Annotated in this window: 16 protein-coding genes; 12 read left to right on the top strand and 4 right to left on the bottom strand. The window is 69.3% G+C overall.

The window, feature by feature from the left end:
- Nucleotides 1-45: 45 nt before the first annotated feature.
- Together IE307_RS24430 and IE307_RS24425 are read left to right on the top strand one after the other, a co-directional pair.
- Nucleotides 46-552: a YbaB/EbfC family nucleoid-associated protein gene (locus IE307_RS24430; protein ID WP_191301460.1), complete on the top strand. Its 507-nt coding sequence runs from the start codon at nucleotides 46-48 to the stop codon at nucleotides 550-552.
- 14 nt (nucleotides 553-566) lie between these two features.
- Complete coding sequence (locus IE307_RS24425) at nucleotides 567-1400, top strand: WXG100 family type VII secretion target (RefSeq protein WP_191301459.1); 834 nt, start codon at nucleotides 567-569, stop codon at nucleotides 1398-1400.
- Nucleotides 1401-1431: 31 nt separating this feature from the next.
- Here IE307_RS24425 and IE307_RS24420 read toward each other — a convergent pair whose 3' ends face one another.
- Nucleotides 1432-2034, bottom strand: a complete 603-nt coding sequence (locus IE307_RS24420) for a hypothetical protein (protein ID WP_191301458.1) — start codon at nucleotides 2032-2034, stop codon at nucleotides 1432-1434.
- Between the two features lie 751 nt (nucleotides 2035-2785).
- On the opposite strand from IE307_RS24420, the gene IE307_RS47480 reads away from it, so the two are divergent.
- From IE307_RS47480 to IE307_RS24385, 7 genes are all read left to right on the top strand, one after another.
- A complete protein-coding gene (locus IE307_RS47480; protein WP_191301456.1) occupies nucleotides 2786-5788 on the top strand; it encodes a DUF8616 domain-containing protein in 3003 nt (1000 codons plus the stop codon).
- Nucleotides 5785-6342, top strand: a complete 558-nt coding sequence (locus IE307_RS24410) for a hypothetical protein (RefSeq protein WP_191301454.1) — start codon at nucleotides 5785-5787, stop codon at nucleotides 6340-6342. The genes IE307_RS47480 and IE307_RS24410 overlap by 4 nt, the downstream gene beginning before the upstream one ends.
- A 34-nt stretch (nucleotides 6343-6376) precedes the next feature.
- Entirely contained in the window at nucleotides 6377-8596 is a 2220-nt protein-coding gene (locus IE307_RS24405; protein ID WP_191301452.1) for an SseB family protein, read from the top strand.
- A 141-nt stretch (nucleotides 8597-8737) separates the two neighbouring features.
- Nucleotides 8738-9397: a response regulator gene (locus IE307_RS24400; protein ID WP_191301450.1), complete on the top strand. Its 660-nt coding sequence runs from the start codon at nucleotides 8738-8740 to the stop codon at nucleotides 9395-9397.
- The gene (locus IE307_RS24395; RefSeq protein WP_191301448.1) at nucleotides 9384-11615 is read left to right on the top strand and encodes a sensor histidine kinase; all 2232 of its coding nucleotides are present in this window, start codon (nucleotides 9384-9386) and stop codon (nucleotides 11613-11615) included. The genes IE307_RS24400 and IE307_RS24395 overlap by 14 nt, the downstream gene beginning before the upstream one ends.
- 95 nt (nucleotides 11616-11710) lie before the next feature.
- A complete protein-coding gene (locus IE307_RS24390; protein WP_191301446.1) occupies nucleotides 11711-12826 on the top strand; it encodes an adenylate/guanylate cyclase domain-containing protein in 1116 nt (371 codons plus the stop codon).
- Nucleotides 12823-13404 (top strand): restriction endonuclease, encoded by a 582-nt coding sequence (locus tag IE307_RS24385; protein WP_191301444.1) that lies wholly within the window; start codon nucleotides 12823-12825, stop codon nucleotides 13402-13404. The genes IE307_RS24390 and IE307_RS24385 overlap by 4 nt, the downstream gene beginning before the upstream one ends.
- A 151-nt stretch (nucleotides 13405-13555) precedes the next feature.
- Here IE307_RS24385 and IE307_RS24380 read toward each other — a convergent pair whose 3' ends face one another.
- The gene (locus IE307_RS24380) at nucleotides 13556-14347 is read right to left on the bottom strand and encodes a hypothetical protein (protein ID WP_191301442.1); all 792 of its coding nucleotides are present in this window, start codon (nucleotides 14345-14347) and stop codon (nucleotides 13556-13558) included.
- A gap of 478 nt (nucleotides 14348-14825) precedes the next feature.
- Between IE307_RS24380 and IE307_RS24375 the strand changes: the two genes are divergently transcribed.
- Nucleotides 14826-15125, top strand: a complete 300-nt coding sequence (locus tag IE307_RS24375) for a hypothetical protein (RefSeq protein WP_191301440.1) — start codon at nucleotides 14826-14828, stop codon at nucleotides 15123-15125.
- Nucleotide 15126: 1 nt separating this feature from the next.
- Nucleotides 15127-15297 (top strand): hypothetical protein, encoded by a 171-nt coding sequence (locus IE307_RS24370; protein ID WP_191301438.1) that lies wholly within the window; start codon nucleotides 15127-15129, stop codon nucleotides 15295-15297.
- 258 nt (nucleotides 15298-15555) lie between these two features.
- Here IE307_RS24370 and IE307_RS24365 read toward each other — a convergent pair whose 3' ends face one another.
- Nucleotides 15556-15945: a hypothetical protein gene (locus IE307_RS24365; RefSeq protein WP_191301436.1), complete on the bottom strand. Its 390-nt coding sequence runs from the start codon at nucleotides 15943-15945 to the stop codon at nucleotides 15556-15558.
- An 88-nt stretch (nucleotides 15946-16033) separates the two neighbouring features.
- Between IE307_RS24365 and IE307_RS24360 the strand changes: the two genes are divergently transcribed.
- Nucleotides 16034-16186 carry a hypothetical protein gene (locus IE307_RS24360; RefSeq protein WP_191301434.1) on the top strand — a complete coding sequence of 51 codons (153 nt, stop codon included), beginning with the start codon at nucleotides 16034-16036 and terminating at the stop codon, nucleotides 16184-16186.
- A 502-nt stretch (nucleotides 16187-16688) separates the two neighbouring features.
- Here the strand turns inward: IE307_RS24360 and IE307_RS24355 are convergent.
- Complete coding sequence (locus IE307_RS24355) at nucleotides 16689-17318, bottom strand: hypothetical protein (protein ID WP_191301432.1); 630 nt, start codon at nucleotides 17316-17318, stop codon at nucleotides 16689-16691.
- Nucleotides 17319-17320: the final 2 nt, after the last annotated feature.

Raw genomic sequence — 17320 nt, 5'->3', positions numbered from 1 at the left:
TGGAATCCTTTGGGCCGTACGGTCGAACGTGAACTGGGGGACAGGGTGAAGACGCCCGAGGAGTGGATGCGCGACTTCGAGTCGAAGATCGCCGACGCGCAGGCGAAGGCCGCCGCGGTCCAGGAGGGGCTGGCGCAGGCGGGCGGTTCGGCCTCGTCGAAGGACGGGTCGATCCTCGTCAGCGTCGCGCCCAACGGCGCGTTGACCGGGCTTGAGCTGACCGCGGACGCCATGCGGAAGTCGCACGGCCAGCTGTCCGCCGAGATCCTGGAGATCGCGCGCAACGCCCAGCGCGGCGCGGCCGTGAAGGTCGCCGAGACGTTCGCCGCGGTCGAGGGCGAGGGCTCCGAGACCTACCGCGTGATCACCGAGTACCTGCCGCCGCCCGAGGAGGAAGAGCAGCCGAAGCCGGCGGGGTACTCGTTCAACGAGGAGTACGAGGAGCGCGCCGCGACGGCGCCGCCTCCGCCGCCCGTCCGCCGTCCCGCGCCGCGTCCGAGCGCCGATGAGGACGACGACTTCGGTGGCGACTCGATCTTCAAGAAGCAGTAGGGGCTGGGGGAGCCGTGGCTGAGGAGAACAGCACGACCACGTGGTCGACCGGGGCGGGCGTGGTGGACAGCGTCGCCGGCTTCGTCGACACGTTGACGTCGGAGTCCGAGGGCGAAGGGCCGGACGTCATCGACGTCGCGCTCGGCGGTGCCGGCGTGGTGGTGGACGTGGTCGCCACGATGGCGAACCCGTTGGGAATGCTGGCATCCGCCGGTGTCGGCTGGTTGCTGGAGCACGTCGACTTCCTGCGCGAGCCGCTGGACGCGTTGCTGGGCGACCCGGACGAGATCAACGCGAACACCGACCAGCTCAAGCAGGCCGCGCTGCAGATGAAGATGGTCGCCCAGGAGCACCGCGAGGACATGCGCGCCGTCTCCGACTGGGAGGGCGCGTCGGGGGACGCGTTCAAGCGCGAGATGGACCAGATGGCCGGCGAGTACGACGCGCTCGGCAAGACCATGGACGGCACCGCGGCGATCTACGCGCTCTCCGGCGCGCTCGTCTGCGAGCTGCGGTCGCTGGTGTTCGGCTGGATCTCGGACCTCATCGGCGAACTGATCGCGAGCGCGCTCATCGCCGCCGCGTCGGCCGTGGTCACGCTCGGCAGTTCCATCGCCGCGTTCGCCGGCTACGCGGGCACCCGTGCCGCCATGATGGCCACCAAGATCGCGGGCAGGCTCTCGAAGCTCGCGTCCGCGATGGCGCGATTCGGCGGTCGCATGGCCAAGCTCGCCGAGAAGATGCAGGGCCTGGTCAAGGGGCTCGAACGGTTCTCGGAGTACGGCGGTTACGCCAAGTCCGCCTACGACGCCGTGAAGCCTTATGACATGCCGGCCGCCAACGCCTGATGACCGGCCGGACTCGGGGGTCCTCCTCTCATCACGGCGGCGGCTCGCACAGCAGCAACACGCCGTCGCCCTCACCTTCACCGTCACCGTCACCGTCGACGCCGGGCGGCGTCGGTGGTCGCGGCACCCGGATGGACCCGGACGCCGTCGAGTCGCTCGGCGGCAAGATCACCGGCCGCGGTGACCAGGTCCGCTCCTCCGTCGCGAGCAAGCTGAACATCAACGCCACCTCGGGCAGCGCGGGCGTGTTCGGCCAGGTGGCGATGCAACACGCCGACAAGGCGATCCAGACCGCTCGCGGCGGCGCCGAGAAGGCCGCCGCAGCCGCCGAACACGCGGGCACCAAGACCAGGGAGACCGCGCGCACCGCGCGCGACGCCGACCAGTCCGCCGCGTCGTCGATGAACCGCATCCAGTCGAAGGCGCCGGCCCAGACCTCCGCCACCGCGTCGACCAGCACACCTGCTACGTCCTCGTCGTCCGCGGGCAACCGGGCCTCCGCGCCACCTTCGATGCCGGGTGCCGCCTCGGGCAGCGGCCCCACCAGGACGCCCGCGCCGTCCGGACCACCGGTGACGCTGCCCGGCAACGCCACTCCGGCCGGGCCTTCGACCTCCACGACAGCGGCAGGCACCGGCCAGGGCGGGCGACCCTCCACATCCAGCCCGGTCCCGTCCGCGACCGGTGGTGCGTCTCCTCCGGGAGGAGGTGCACCACCGCGCACACCGAACTCGTCAGGTGGTCCTGGTCCGGGTGGTGCGCCTCGTCCCGGTGGCCAGGGGACCGGCACGGCACCCGCGGGCGGCCAAGGGCGTGCGCCCGCCGCAGGCCCGCCCTCGGGCATGCACGCAGCCGGAGGACAGGCACCCGCCGGCGGTTCACCTGCCGGCGGTCAAGGGCGTGCGCCTGCCGGCGGCCCACCTTCCGGTGCGGCCGCGGCGGGTGGTCAGGGGCGTGCTCCTGCTGGGAGCCCACCGGGTGGAGCAGCGGGTGGGCAGGGTCGCGCGCCCGTCGCCGGCTCGCCCGGTGGCCAGGGCCGTCCGCCAGGAGCGCCTGGGCATCCCGGTGGCGCGGCTGGACCGGGAACGCCAGGAGCGGGGCGGGTTGGACCCGGACAGGCCCCTGCCGGACCTGGTCAGAGAGCAGTCCACGCCAACCCCGGCGGATCGACTCCCGCGTCGGCTCAGGGCTTCGGGGGCCCGCACGGTGGCCCGGCTCCCGGTGGACAGGGACGCGGTGCGCCCAACCCGCACGCGCCTGGAGGCCCAGGCCAAGGGTTCGGGCAGAACGCCGGTCCTGCCGGACGCAACGCACCCGGCGCCCCTCCCGCCGGCCAGGGCATGCGCCCCGGTGCACCGCCTGGCACACGCCCGGATGGTCGCGGCATGCCGCCCGGCACCCACATCGGGAATCCCGGCGTGCCGCAGAACGGTCAGGGCATGCGCCCTGGCGGACCTGGTGTACCGCCCGGTGGCCCCGGCACACGTCCTGGCACACCGCCGGGTGGTCACGGGATGCCGCAGGGTGCTCCGGGCATGCGCCCCGGCATGCCCGGCAACGGTCAGCACACGCGTCCCGGCACGCAGCCGTGGGGACAGAACACGCATCCCGGCTCCCACCCCGGCGTTCCGAATGCACCCGGCTCCCACCCCGGCGTTCCGAACGCGCCCGGCTCCCACCCCGGTGTTCCGAACGCGCCCGGCTCCCACCCCGGTGTCCCGAACGCGCCCGGCTCCCACCACACCCGTCCGAACGCGCCCGGCGCCCACCGCCCAGGCGGCCCACCTCCGGGCCTGCACCAGCAGCCCCCGCCCGCGCACCGCCCGCCCGGCATGCCGGGACACGGCACCGCGCCGGTTCCGCAGGCCGGCGACCGGCGTCCCGGTGGTCCGCCGCAGTCGTTCGCGCCTCCGGCACGTCCGCACCAGGGCATGCCGCAGGCTCCCGGCACGTTCGGCCCGCCGGGTGGGCAGCACCCCGGCACCGGGCCGGCGCCGGACGCGCACCAGCCGACTCCGGAAGAACCGCCGAAGCCGCACCCGTCCTACACGTCGCCGCTTCCCGGACCCGACGGCGGGCCGCCGGTCGCCATCCGGGGCCTCGACCCCGTCCACTACGGCGTGGACCCGTCGAAGGTCGTCTACCGGGACGTCCCCGGCTGGATGAGGGACGAGAACGTCCTGTACCGCGGCGACACGCGCTCGCCGGAGGAGATCAAGGCGGCGGGCGGCTTCGACGTGCCGAGGCACTGGGAGGAGCCGGACTTCCGCCGGCACGTCGACGCGCACACCAACGCTTTCGTCAGCACCACGCCCAACGAGAAGGTCGCGATGGAGCGGTCGGGCACGGGCGAAGGCAAGGTGTACGTCATCAAGGCGCCAGGCGGCATCATGACCGACGCGACGCTGGACAACGTCGTCCACAACCGCAGGTACGCCGAGAACGAGACGCTCTTCCCCGGCGGCATCGACTGGCGCTACGTCGAGGGCTGGCACCAGGTCAGCTACGACGGCGGGCGGGTGCTCGGGCCGTTCGTGCCGAACCCGGACTTCATCGGCCACCGCAGCGCCGACAGCACCACCGCGCAGGCGGACGGCTCCACGGACACGCGAGCCGACACCCGCGCCGACCGGACGCCTCCGAATCGGGAGCCGGTCGCGCCCCGGCACAGCGACATCCCGGTCAGGTCCGACGTGCCCGAGCAGCGCCAGTCCGGCCCGGCGCAGCCGCTGCCACGCCAGCCGGACCTGCCCCGTCCCTCCATCGCGGAGCGACTCAGCTCCACGCCGCAGCCGACCGGCCAGGTGCCCGGCACCGAGCGGCCGTCGCCGAGCCACACCCAGCCCGAAGCCCGCCCGGACCACCCGCACGATCGTCCGCACCAGGAGACGCCCCAGGACGGCCCTGCCCAGGACCAGGCACGGCCCGACTCCCCGCGGCACGAGGACACACCGTCCAAACAGGACCGGGACGAGCAGCGCGACACCGATCGCCGCGACGAAGAACCCCCGCAACGCCCGCAGAAACCCCTCAGCGACCGACTCGACTCGCTGCGGGAAGGGCTCGACCCGGTCGTGCGGGACCACGTGCACAGCACTCCCGCCGGCATGTCGATCTTCGACAGGAGCACGCACAACGGCGGGTACTACACGGCCGCCGAAATACCGAGGATCCCCGGCCAGTTCGTGGTCGACGTGCACAGCACCGCGCAGAACGCACAGGTGGGCAACCACCCGCTCACTCCGAGGGACGTCGCGGACGTCATCCGCGCCAACCCCGACTACAGGGGCGACCCGATCACCCTCGTCGGGTGCGAGTCGGGCAGGCACCAGGACGGGTTCGCGGCTCAGCTCGCTCAGGAGCTCGGCGTGCCGGTGACCGCGCCGAACACGGACGCCTGGGTCGACTACGACGGCAACGTCTTCGCCAGCAGGCAGGAGAACGACCGTCCCGGCTGGCCGCCGAACGGCGAGTGGAGCACGTTCGGCCCGGACGGCTCGCAGACCATCCACGAGGGTCCTCACCCACCAGGGCACACGCCCGACTGGGGCGACGAGACGCCCGAGTTCGCGCCGATGGGCGCGGAGCGGCGGGGTGAGCGGGAGGACGACTTCCGCGAGGTGCGCGAGGACAACCGCGAGAAGCGCGAGGAGGGCCTGGACTCGGTCCGCGAGCTCACCGGCCGCAACCCGAGCACGGACGCCGAACGCCGCCCGCACGAGCGCACCCTGTCGACGGCCCGCTACCGCAGTGATCGCGACGGCGAGTCGGCCGACTTCTACAACTTCAGCGGCAAGCAGCACGACTGGAGTCCCGCCGCGGAAGCCCCGCAGCAGCCGCCGAAGAACGAGCGGCTCTTCGAGACGTCCAACGCGACCTCGTACGACCCGGAGAGCGGGGCCTGGCGCGACGGCGGCGGCACACCGAGGGTCAACGACTCGGAGCCGAAGATGTTCGAGGACCTCGCGCGGCACCAGCTCGCCGAGCACAGCGGGTTGTCCCGCAACGAGGTCGATGCGGCGTTGCGGGACGCCAACAGGCTGGTCGACAGGCTCGACAAGGACGACCCGAACTACTACCGCGACGGCTTCAAGGGCGAGGTGCAGCGCACGCAGGACCGCATGTCCCTCGCGATCGACGAGCTGAACAAGCGCGCGGCGGCGAGGGCGGAGGCGAACGGCACGACCCACACGCCGTTCTCCGCCGCGGACATCTCAGGTGATCTCCGCATGGTGGTCGACCTGCCGTCGGCCAAGCGCGACGGAACCCCGGCCGAGTTCCAGATCTGCCTGTCGTGCCAGAAGATCATGCTCACCTACGAGCGCGTCTTCCCGAACATGCGCCTGGAAGTCGTCAACCGAGCAGGAGAAAGGCTTTACCCGCTGTGAACCATCCGACTGACAACCCGGGCGAGCGCATCGACGCGATCTTCGACCGCGTGTGCGCGAGCGGTCTGCGGCGCGGATCCGTGGTCGGCGCGTCCGACGACCAGATCGACCAGATGGCCGCAGACCAAGGCGTGGAACAGGTTCCCGAGGCGGTGCGCGAGGTGTTGCGCATCATGGGTGTCCGATCAGGACTGTGGCTCGCCGGAACCGCGTTCGGTGTCGATGCGATGACCGCGGAACGCAAGCGGCACGTCGTCGCCACGTTGGGCGGCCTCGACCACGAGCTGACCGACCCGCGCGGCCTGCTGGCCCTCACGGCGCACCAGGGCTACGCCTACCACGTCGTCGACGGCGCCGACCTGGACCAGGACGACCCGCCCGTCTGGGACGTCGTCGAGGGAGAGGGCGCGCGCAGGGCGTGGGCCAGCGTCAGCGACTGGTTCGCGGGCACCGCGCCGAACGTCGCCGACCTCCGGGACATGTTGGAGATGATGGAGGAAATGGGCAAACAGCCGCCGAAGTGGGCCGAGTTCATCGAAACGCGCCAGTCGTGACCGTCTTTCCTTTGTACGGCAAGGAGTGAAGCACGTGCAGTTCGACATCGCGATCGACGGGAACACGGCGTTCCGGCTCGAACCCGGCACGAACGCGACGACCGGGCAGTTCGAGACGGTGCTTGGTGCCGAGGTCTGGCGAGTCACCGAGGAAGGTGCGGTGCCGACGGACCTGGATCCGTTGCAGGGCCACGTGAGCACCGATCGGCTGGTCCTCCTCCGCACACTGCCGTCGATGCGCGGCGGCTGGCCGCAGTACCCGTCGCTGCCTCCCGGCGACACGATGCCGCGCACCAACACCTCGATCGCGGGCCGGGTCGAGGAAGCCGTCGTCGCGCTGGCACCGGAAGGCTGGCAGCAGATCGACCTCCAGTGCCGCGCGCTCGGAGGCCACATGGAGATCGTCGCGACGGTCGTCGTGGACGGCACCAGCCATTCGTGGGCGCCGCCGGTGATGGTCAGCCAGTGGCTGCACCGGCAGCGGCTGCGCGACTTCCGCAACAGCCTCGGCACGTGGTTCACAGCGAGCTTCACCTTCGTCCCCGGTGGCGAGACGACCCGCCGGTTCGTGATCGAAGGTCAGCCGGAGTGGCTGGTTCCGGTGCATTACGGCAGCGCTCTCGACAACGCCTCGGACGAACTGCGGCTGATGCCCAGGCGACCGGAAGCGGTGCCCGACTGGATGTGGCACGCGGCGGGCAAGGCCCAGCAGTCAGGCCGCGCCCACGCGTTCCTGCCACGGGAGCCGGAGGTCGCGGTCCCGCTCGAACTGGTGCGCGCCTTCGACGTGGTCGAGGACGGCAGAGGCGTCTGGTACCGGCCGATGGTCGGCGCCAGGGAGAAGTACCTGCTGCTGCAGTACCTGGAGAGCGCCCCGGTCGTCCTGTCGTCGCGCGGCTCGGCGAACGACCTCTTCAGCGGCGCCGAGCGGGTCGTGCCGCTCGCCTTCCGGACCGACGGGCGCTGGGTGTGGCCGGAAGGCGTCGCGCACTACCTGCGCGAGCACGACATCCCGCCGTCGATGGCGCTGGTCGACCACATCCGGCAGCACCGCTACGAGTGCCCGGTCGTCACGGAGAACGCGAAGGCCCGCGCGGCCGCGCTCGCGATGGGCAGGCCGTTCAACGAGAACCAGATCGAGGCGGCGTTCGACAGGGCGCTGGCACCGCTGCGCCTGGTGATCACCCGTGTCCAGACCAGCCCGCGCTTCTACAGCCTGGAAGGCCACCGCGACCAGGCGTGGTGCCTGGTCCGCGACGGCGACTGGTACGAGGTCTACTGGGCCGAGGGCGAGCAGAAGGCGAAGCTCGAGAGGTTCGCGGACGTCCGCAACGCGGTCACCTACCTGATCGGCCAGCTCATCGAGAACCAGGACGCGCTGCGGTTCGAGATCGACGAGGAACTGCCGGCCTGGCAGTCGCCGTACCAGGTGATCTCCGAGCAGGACCCGCAGCTCGACACGATGACCGGCGTGCGGCTGACCCAGGTCGAGGACCTGTTCGTGCACCGCTACGGCGATCCCGACGGCAACCTCGCCTACGAGAGCCCGATCGACTCGGACCGCGAGCACCACCTCTACCGCCTCAAAGGCCCGTGGACGCTGATCACCGCCGTCACCGCGGAAGGCGTCCGCGCCTACGTCCTGCCGAACCGGTTCACCGAGTTCCCGGGCTACATCGACGACTTCACACTGCACCCCGGCCTCCCCCCGATCACGGACTCGATGCGCGAACAGGCCCGCCTCCAGGTCCCCGACAGCTGGCTGTGGTGCGCCGACCCCGAGGTGAACCCGAACTTCATCGAGGGCGTCCCGGACGCCACGCTCTTCGGCGCGTACGGCGTGGGCCCGGACGGCGAGTTCACCGGCGAGACCTACCTCAACCCGAACTACCGCCCCGGCCCGCAACGGCGAGGCTTCCCCGAACCCCTGGCGAACCTCGACGTGTCGCTGGGGTACGCGGCGGCCGGCTGGGCACCGCAGCACAGCCTGCTGAAGGCGACGCTGGACGCCCACCTGATCCTCGAGACCGACGGCCAGGGCAACCTGCGCATGGGCGTCACCCAGGACGGCCAACGCTTCGTGGCGGCCTGGTCGGCACCCGGCCACCTGCCGCCCGAGGCCGCCTCCCCGATGGAGACGACGGGCCGCGAACTGGCCCCGGCACTGGCAGGCGCCGTGCTCGTCATCAACCCCGGTGGCCAGCTGGGCGTGGAGTTGCCGGGCGACGACCTGATCGCCGCGCTGAACGCTTGACGAAGAAGGGCCGCGACCAAGAGCGGCCGCGGCAGGACGAGGTGCGTTGTGGTCCAAACGGGTGTAGTTCGCTGAACCCGCTCACGTTCCTGCCCGCGGTCCCGACGTTCAGGAAGTCAGGTGCGGAGAGGGGCGGCGAACGTGATCACGACTGGGGCGATCGACGATCATCCGATGTTGCTGCGCGGCTTGGGTGCCTACCTGGCCGAGCAGGCGCCGGACATCCGGCTGGCGGCTGTGTGCCCCTCGGTGTCGGCGTTGCTCGAGATGGAGCCCGTTCCCGCGGTCGTCCTGCTGGACCTCCTGCTTCCGGACGACGAGCCGGTCGGGGACAACGTGCGGCGGCTGCGCGAGGCAGGCGCCCAGGTGGTCGTCTACACGTCGGACTCACGTCCCGGGTACGTGCACCAGGCGTTGAAGGCGGGGGCTGTGGGCCTGGTGCTGAAGGGCGATCCGGAGGACCGGGTGGTCGAGGCGATCCGGGCTGCGGCGCAGGGGCAGAGCTCGTGTTCGAGCCGGCTGGCGCACGCGATCATGGAGGACCGCCGGGCGTTCATCAAGTTCTCGCAGCAGGAGCGGGACGTGCTGTCGCTGATTGCGAAGGGCTTGCCGCGCAGACTGGTCGCGAAGGAACTGGGGATCAGCGAGAAGACGCTGCCGACCTACCTCGACCGGGCACGCGAACGCTATCGGGAGGCGTTGGACGTGCCGGTGCCACCGAGCCCAGGGGAGATCGTGGCTCTCGCACTCGAAGACGGGCACATCGAGCTGCCGTACCGGCATCGCCATGACGAACCCTGAGCTGGTCGAGACCTACGGGTACAGCGTCGAACGAGGCATGCAGCGGTCGTTCGCCGCGCTGGCCCTGCTGCTCGTGGGATCACACCTCGGCACGATTCTGCCGGTGCACGAACGGCTGCCGGTGCCAGTGCTCGTGATGTCAGCCGCGTTCGTCGTTCTTCTGACGGTGACGGCCGCACGGGCGTGGTACGTCCGGCTCGCCCCGGCGGACAGCGTTGCGGCGGCGGTGTTGTCCGTGGTCAGCGCGTTCACCTACCTGGTGCCGGCAGAGCAGGTGCTGCCGATGGCGACCAGGAGCAACGCGATGGTCGTGGCCGCGACCCTGGCTGCCGGCTACCAGCGCACGAAGCCCGCGATCGGGATCTGCGCCGGACTCGTCGTGGTCTACGTCCTGACCGCAGTGCGGATGGACGGGCTGGGGGGAGCATTGCTGGGGACGTGGCCTTTGCTGGCCGCGCCACTCGCCGCGGGAGCGGTGAGCAAGGTGCTCAGGCAGACGGCGGCCAAGGCCGATGCGGCGCGGCGCGCGGTCCACGAGACGCAGGTCCGTGCGGCTGAGGAAGAGGCGAAACGGGCGGCGCACAAGCAGTTCCAGCGCACCTTGCACGACGACGTGGCGTCCGCTTTGCGTGCCGCGGCTCTTTCCGGCGTCGCCCCGGTCGAGGTGCGCAGTGCCTCCGCGGCGGCGATCAGACGGGCAGAAGCCACACCCGCACCACCTTCGGCGGAGCTTCAGGATCTGCGCGCACACCTGGACGAGCTGCCTGGGCCTGCAGGCGTGCGAATGGTCCGCGAGGGGGACACCGCGGTGTTCGCGCCCGCCCACGTCGTCGGGGAGGTGGCCGACGCGGCAGCGGAACTGTTGCGCAACATCGGCAAACACGCCAGGGCCTCGACCGCCTGGGTCACGCTTTCCGGCGACGACAACGGGTTTGTGCTGTGGGTTCGCGATGACGGTATCGGGTTCTCGGCACGGGCGGTACAAGCCACCTCGCTCGGGCTGCGTCGGTCCGTTGCAGGACGTCTTGCCGAAATCGGCGGCAGCGCTGAGATCAGTTCGCGGCCAGGTGAGGGCACCACCGCGGAACTGCGGTGGCAACGTCCGTCCGTCGAGCAGGAACGGCAGGGGTTCTCGCGGATGCGAGGCATGCGATCGGCCGTGGACGACCTCCGGCAGCCGCTCGCCGCGGTCTGCCTTCCTTACCTGTTCAGCATGGCGTTGCCGGTAGTGCACAACCTCGATACCGCGCCCGGCATGGACTGGCTGGCCGCGTGGTACGCGGTGATGGCAGCGGCGACCGTGTGGTTGATCCTCCACGCGCGCAGCCAGCCACCGTTGTGGACCGGGGTGCTCGCAGCCGTGTGGACGGCGGGCGGTGCGGTGGCCGGTGTGCTGGTGATACCGGCGGACAGCCTCACGACGTTCGTCTCGTGGCCGGTCGGCGCGCCGGGACCGATGTTGGTCGTGCTGGCCACGTTGTGGCGCTGGCCGCTGGCGGTGCTCACTCTGCTCGTCGAAGAGGTCGTGCTGATCACGTTGGTCCTGCGCGGCCAGTTCGTCACCGAGGCCTTCTCCGACGCGGCGCCGGCGATCACCGCGCCCGTGCTGGCGCTCGCGATGGGCCTGGTCATCGCCAACACCGTCGCGCGGCTGGGCGCGATCGTGCTGTGGTCAGGGGCCGAGCGCACCGAGATCGCCACGGCTGCGGCGGCTCGTGAGGCCAGGACCTCGTTGCACGCCGCCAGGATCGCCGACATCGGTGCGGAGATCCTGCCGTTCCTGCGGCAGCTCGCCGAGAGTGACGACGCGCTGGTCTCCGCCGAGCCGACCCGCATGCGCGCCCGCAGGCTCGAGTGGATGGCGCGCGACGAGCTGCACATCCCCGGTGTGCTGGACCCCGATCTCCGACACCGGATGATGGACGCCAGGGCCGACGGGTGCGTGGTGGTCGTGCAGGCGGACACCGACACGATCGACCCGCCGCAGGCCGTGCGCACGATCCTGGCCGCCGCGCTGTCCACCACGCCGCTGCCCGACGAGCTGACCCTCACCCTGTCCTCAAGAGACGACGCCGTCACGGTCAACCTGTTGTGTCAGCCGAACAACGCGGCACGGGCGACAGCTCTGCGGATCGCGGTGCCGGAGGCGGAGCTCACCGAGTACGCCGACGAGGCCATGAACGTGGAACTGGCCGTGGTTCCCTCGACCGTGTCCTGAATTTCACGGACAGCGCCCAGCACCTCCGTCGAGTCACTCTGATGTCACCGGCCCGCAGGCCCGGGACTTCAGGACTCAACAGGGGAGTGGACACAATGGATTCCTTGCGAGAGGCGTTCACCACGGCGCAGCGCGTGGGAAAGCTCGTCATGCACGTCACGCTGACCGACGCGGTGTCGATGAAGGAGCACGGCGACGCGCACTGGCTGCCGACGATGGGCTGGTTCTACGACCAGGTCGGTGACGCCGTGGCCGGCCATGGCGGCACGATCTGCAAGTACCTCAACGACGGCGTCGTCGCCACGTTCTCCCTCGACCTCGGCGCGGAGGCCATCAACGCCGCGATCCAGGTGCAGGAACGGATCGCGGAGGCCCAGCGCGAGAACACCTACCGGTGCAACTGCGCCATCGGCATCGGTGCCGGCAAGGTCGTCGAGTTCAGCAACGGCGTCCACGCCGACTACATCGGCACTGCTGTGGACCGGTCGGCGCGGCTGGCCAACGCGGCGAACGCCGGGGCGATCTTCGTGGACAACGGCACTGTCGACGCGTCCAACATGATGCGGGTGTTCGCCAACTACGGCAACGTGATCAACCGTGAGGGCGGCCAGTACCTGTCGCAGGTGGAAGAACTGCCGGCCGCCGACTTCCCCGAGCGGATCAAGTACCGCGAGATCCTCTGGGCGGCCCAGCCGTTCAGCGTGCGGGCCCGCGAGGTCACCAAGATCGTGGACCTGCCCGCGCCGCCGGTGCAGAAGGCCGCCGGCAACTCCCAGCGCCGATCCTGGCTGAGGGGAACGGTGACCAGGTGGGCCGAGGACCGCGCCAACGGCTTCATCACCGCGGCCGACGGCACCACGTACTTCCTGCACCGCACGCACCTCACGGGCCAGAACGCACATCCCACCACCGGCGCCACCGTGTTCTTCCTGCCTGAGGCTGCACACGGAGAGGGCAGGCACGCACGCGCCGTGTGCGCGCTCCTGCTCGATTCCACCCTCACCGTCACGGTCGATCGGGTGTGCGTCGCATACGGCTTCCACCGCCTGAGCGACTCACGCGGATTCGTCCAGGACCTGTTCCTCGACCTCGGTCCGGACGCCCCCAGCCGCTTCGAGACGGGGCAGCGCCTGGAGGTCCGGATCGCTCAGAACCCCAGAGGCCCGATCGGCGTGATCACGTCGGCCGTACCTCAGGCCCTGTCCGCATGACCTCCCGTCACCACGCCGGCACCCGCTTCGCGATGGCGCTGTCCATCGCGGGCGGGATCGCCGTCGTGGCCGGCGGGTTCGCCGACGGGTACGCCCAGTCGGTCGCCCTCGAACTAGGCGCGGCCTTCCTGCTGGTGGCCCCGCTGGTCTGGGCGGAACGCGCGTTCACCGGCCAGATCAGGCGGCAGGTCTCCGACAGCCTCGCCGAGGCGTTGAACGGCTCGGCGAGCTCCGCCCACCCCGACGACGTCACTCGCATTCGCAGTCGGCTGCTGAACCGGTCGGGCGGCGGGAGTCCGTGGCAGGCGGTGCGGACCGAACACGCGAGTTTCGACCTCGTGCTGGAGAACGGGCAACGCCGGATCGCCATCGCCATCAAGCGGACCCCGTTCGCCCTCGACTCGGCCACGGTGTCCAGGCTGCACACGGAGGCCAGGCGTTCCGGCATCCCAGAACTCGTGGTGATAAGCCTGACTGATCCGACCGACCTGGCCAAGAACCTAGCCGCACACACGCCTGGACTCACGTTGCTCGACGAGTCCGCGGCACTTGACACCTGGCTGGAGCAACGGTCATGACGACGTCTGTTGTTCACGAACGGGTTCGTGAACAACAGACGTGTCGGTTGGACCCATCGTGAGAAGCAGCCAGCGGCCCCCGAGGACCGGCCGGTCCTGGTCATCCACAGGGCGGGGTCATGCCTCCGGCAGGGGACCTGGTAGGGCGGGTCTACGCCGGGTTCTCCGCGACGGCGAGGTAGTCCGTGTAGATCTGCGGCGAGCCCGAGAACGAGGCCAGCTGCTTCCACTCCTCGTACATCTGCTTGGTGTCGCGGTGGGCGGCCGCGAACTCCGCGCCCTTGTCCGTGGCGATGTCGGGCTCGGGGTAGAAGACGTCGAGCGCGTCCAGGCTCGCGATCTCCATCATCATCACGTACTGGTCGAGGCGGTTGCCCCGCTCGCCCTTGAGCACGTGGAACCGCCAGTCCGGGTAGTCGTCGATCCGGTGGTGGTTCTCGGCGATGAAGCGGTCGAACATCTCCTCGGTCACACCGGCGCGCAACGCCAGGTTGTGGATCCCGACGACCCGTGCCACGGGCTCTTCGCCTGGGCGGTCGCGGTAGCGGGGGCCGGGCGTGACCGTGCTCCGCGGGTTGTCGGCCAGCAGCCGGTAGTCGGTGAACAACGTGGGCAGCTCACCGAACGTGCCCAGCCGCCGCCATCGCGCCAGCACGGCCTCCGCCTCGGGATGCTGTGCCCAGAACTGCCTGGCCTGCTCGGTCTGCTCACCCCGGGCTGTGACGTAGCGGTCGCGCTGCTCGGCGCTGTCGATCTCGTACAACATCAGGTACTGCCCGGTCCGCTCCCCGCGCAACCCGCGCAGCAGAGTCCACCGCCACCCCGGGTACAAAGGCAGGTGAACGCCTTCAGCACGCACGAAGGCCTCGAACTCCTCCGGCGTGACACCGGCCTCCGTGTCGATGGCGACGTACTGGAAGGTGAACACCGACGAGCGTCCCATTGCGTCCAATCCTCGGGCCGGCAAAGGAGAACGCGCGTCCGACAGCACGACCCCCTGCGTCACATCCTGCCAGCAAGAGAAGGCCTACCGGTCCGACGGGCACTCGCCGAATGTTCCGCGTGCGCGAGGCCGAGTTGCTGGCTGGCATCAGCAGGCCCCCGGCGCACGAGGTGGTCGCGACCCTTTCGAAGCAACGCTCTGCTCGCGTCAACCGGGCCGAGTGGGTCGCCGAGGGGATGGTGGGCGACTGGGAGGCTGTGGCGAGATCGGGCAGCGCTTTCAAGAACCTGGGCAAGTTCAACGAGTCCTTCGCCAGCGTCGTGTCGGGCGGTGTCGACACGACGTTCAAGGCTGGAGGGCAACGCGGCGACCGCTGCACGGTCCTTCTTCGATCAGTTGTCAACGGCTCTGCGCACAGATCAGCGCACTCAACAACACTGGCCATCAGTTCAAATAGGCCGCCTTCGGCGTGTGGGGCTTGGCGAAGACGATCGTCAGCCTCCTGGAACTGCTGTCGGACCTCGTTATCGCCTGGGCCATCGAGGCAGCAGCCACCGCAGCCGCGTCTTGGACCGTAGTCGGCGCGATCGCGGGCGGCGCGGTCATGGTCGCAACCGCGATGGAGGCGATCTCGGTGGGGGACGTCTACAAAGCCCACGGCATGGCGTGGACGATCTGCACCGGCGTCGCTTGCACGGTCGCCGGCTATCTGAGCCTCTTACACGACATGAAGGACCACCCGCTGTCCAAGGGCACCTACGAATGCCTGGGAGCCTGACGTGACCAACCCCAGGTCGGAGCCGCTGCTCGACGTGGCCTGCGGCGACGCGTCCCGCTCTCACGTGCCGCGCGAGTCGCTTAAGATCCTCTGCGACCGCTCGGCCGACCCGGCGGCCGGCAAGCTCGTCGACGACGTCCTGGTCGGCGTCGAGGCCTGCGTGAGGCGGTAGCGAGCCCACTGTTCAACCAGGCCTCGCGGCAGGCGTACAGGAGACGGCTCAGCGCTACAAGGAGACGTCGGAGGATGAGCGTGAGCGCCTCGCCGGTGAGGGAGAGCGTCGGCTGGAGCGCCTTCGCAACGACCTGGGTCAGCCTGACGACGAGGACTTCGGCGACACGACCTACCTGCGTTCGTCGAGGTAGCAGCGGCGGCGCAAGAACTGCATGGCCGTGGGCCTACTTTGCGGAGCGTGCAGCCGAGCAAAAGTTCACTCCGGCTTGATCGTCGCAAGGGTCTTGTCGGACTCGGTGATGTTCCAGAACGTCCATCCGTTGCGGTTGGGATGGACCTTCGGATTGAGCGCTTGCACGATGGCCATCGCCGCATCGCTTGGGCTTTTGAAAGACCTGCCGGCCAGCACTCCTGTGCCGGAATCAACTCGTTTGGTCCTTGTGTGGTAAACGGCGTCGATACGTTGACCCTCGTACATGGCGTGGATGGGAACCTCGTCGTCGCCATGCTCGCGCGATGCCTGCCCGCCGGACCGCACGAACTCGTCCAGCAAACGGCGGATCACGTCACTCGGCGAGACGTCCCACACCCTGGCGAGCAGGGCCACGCGCTCATGGACGCTGTCACCCACGTCGATCGTCTTCATCTCCATCCCAGTCTCAAATTTAGAGAAATAGTAACCTGAGGCTAGGCTGAGACAACTTGATCTACTGCAACGGCCAGTGCAGGCGACCATGCTTCTGTCGATCATGTTTGGAGCCACCACCGTGCTCGCGACGGCGCCGTCCGTGATCGCCGCGTGCGTGCTTGGGCTCGCGCAGGTCCACAGCTTCAACGCGATCGCGATGCGATACAGGGAGAGCTACTCCTTGAAGGCGGGATCCTGACATTCAGAAACTCGGCGGGCTGGCGTGAGCCATGAAGCTTTGCGCTGCCTCTGGCTGGGGCGGGTACGGACGCCAAACCGTGGAGGCAGGAAAGGTGGCTGACGGATGTCAGGGTCTCAAGCGAGCTCAGGGCCGCAGTTATCCAGGCAGACGTGGAGCACTGAACGCTTGCCGGTCAGGAGCTGACTGCCAATAGGCGTGCGCGACGCCGTTGTTAGCGGTGATCGTCTGTATTAGGCGCGCTGGCCTGTCGACTTAAACGAGGTCGCACAGCAATCGGTTGTGCTGCCCGGTCTGGCCTGAATGAGCTACGAGCGGGTCTTTCGAAGGTGCGACCCCGTTCAACCTCGTCGAACAGCCGCTTGGACACGTCCGCCGAGCTGGACTCACGTCGTGTCCCAGCAGCAGCGCAGTGTTCTTGTCGTCCCGTTCGGCGATGCTTTCAAGCACTCGCACCGCAGGGTGATAATCCACCTGAGGTGCGCGCCTACGGCGGTTCCATCTAGTCGCTGGCACTTGGTGGTGGGACGTAGTCGGGATTGGGTACCAAGCGGCGATGCAGGTGCACTACGTCGAACTCTCCGCGGAGGCCGATGGTTTTCTGCCAGACCTTCTCGGTGTCGTCGATATTTTCGCCATCACGTGTCGTTATGACGATCACGGCCTCGTTGCCAAGTCCTTTGGTCTGGGTGAGGGCCGACCAGAACAAGTCTTTGAAGGTGCCTGGGTGTCCCCACACGACCAGCCGGTCCGAACCTGCGCGGGTCGCGGTGCATCGATTCGGTTTTATCGCGACCGAGTCGGGTCTCACCGTCCAGGAGTCGCTGAGTGCGGCACCGACCACCTCTTGTGGACCCTTAAAGCGCTCCGGAAGGTACCTTACGTAAGGTCCGATTCCTTCCTGAGCGCGTGCGTACTCCTTCATGACGACGTCTTTGAGCCAGACTCGGACGTCCTTCTCCGCTCCGTGTAGAAGCATGAGTCCACCGACTTCTCTGTCATCGACCCAGCTGCGGTACTGTGCGGTTTTCTTGGAGTTCGAAAGAAGCTGCCAGTCCATCTCATCTGCACGGCGATACATAGCGTAGATGATCTGGTCGCGCAACTCTGTGGGAAGGTGTATCGCGGGCACGA

The sequence above is a fragment of the Lentzea cavernae genome, assembly GCF_014653695.1.
GTDB lineage: Bacteria > Actinomycetota > Actinomycetes > Mycobacteriales > Pseudonocardiaceae > Lentzea > Lentzea cavernae.
Note: the sequence above shows the minus strand (reverse complement) of the source record. Positions and strands in the feature narration are given on the sequence as shown.

Excerpts from the sequence above, each read along its gene's own strand:
- IE307_RS24395 (WP_191301448.1), top strand. The coding sequence starts at position 9,384 with ATGACGAACCCTGAGCTGGTCGAGACCTACGGGTACAGCGTCGAACGA.
- IE307_RS47480 (WP_191301456.1), top strand. The coding sequence starts at position 2,786 with ATGCCGCCCGGCACCCACATCGGGAATCCCGGCGTGCCGCAGAACGGT.
- IE307_RS24365 (WP_191301436.1), bottom strand. The coding sequence starts at position 15,945 with ATGAAGACGATCGACGTGGGTGACAGCGTCCATGAGCGCGTGGCCCTG.
- IE307_RS24385 (WP_191301444.1), top strand. The coding sequence starts at position 12,823 with ATGACCTCCCGTCACCACGCCGGCACCCGCTTCGCGATGGCGCTGTCC.
- IE307_RS24380 (WP_191301442.1), bottom strand. The coding sequence starts at position 14,347 with ATGGGACGCTCGTCGGTGTTCACCTTCCAGTACGTCGCCATCGACACG.
- IE307_RS24390 (WP_191301446.1), top strand. The coding sequence starts at position 11,711 with ATGGATTCCTTGCGAGAGGCGTTCACCACGGCGCAGCGCGTGGGAAAG.
- IE307_RS24360 (WP_191301434.1), top strand. The coding sequence starts at position 16,034 with ATGCTTCTGTCGATCATGTTTGGAGCCACCACCGTGCTCGCGACGGCG.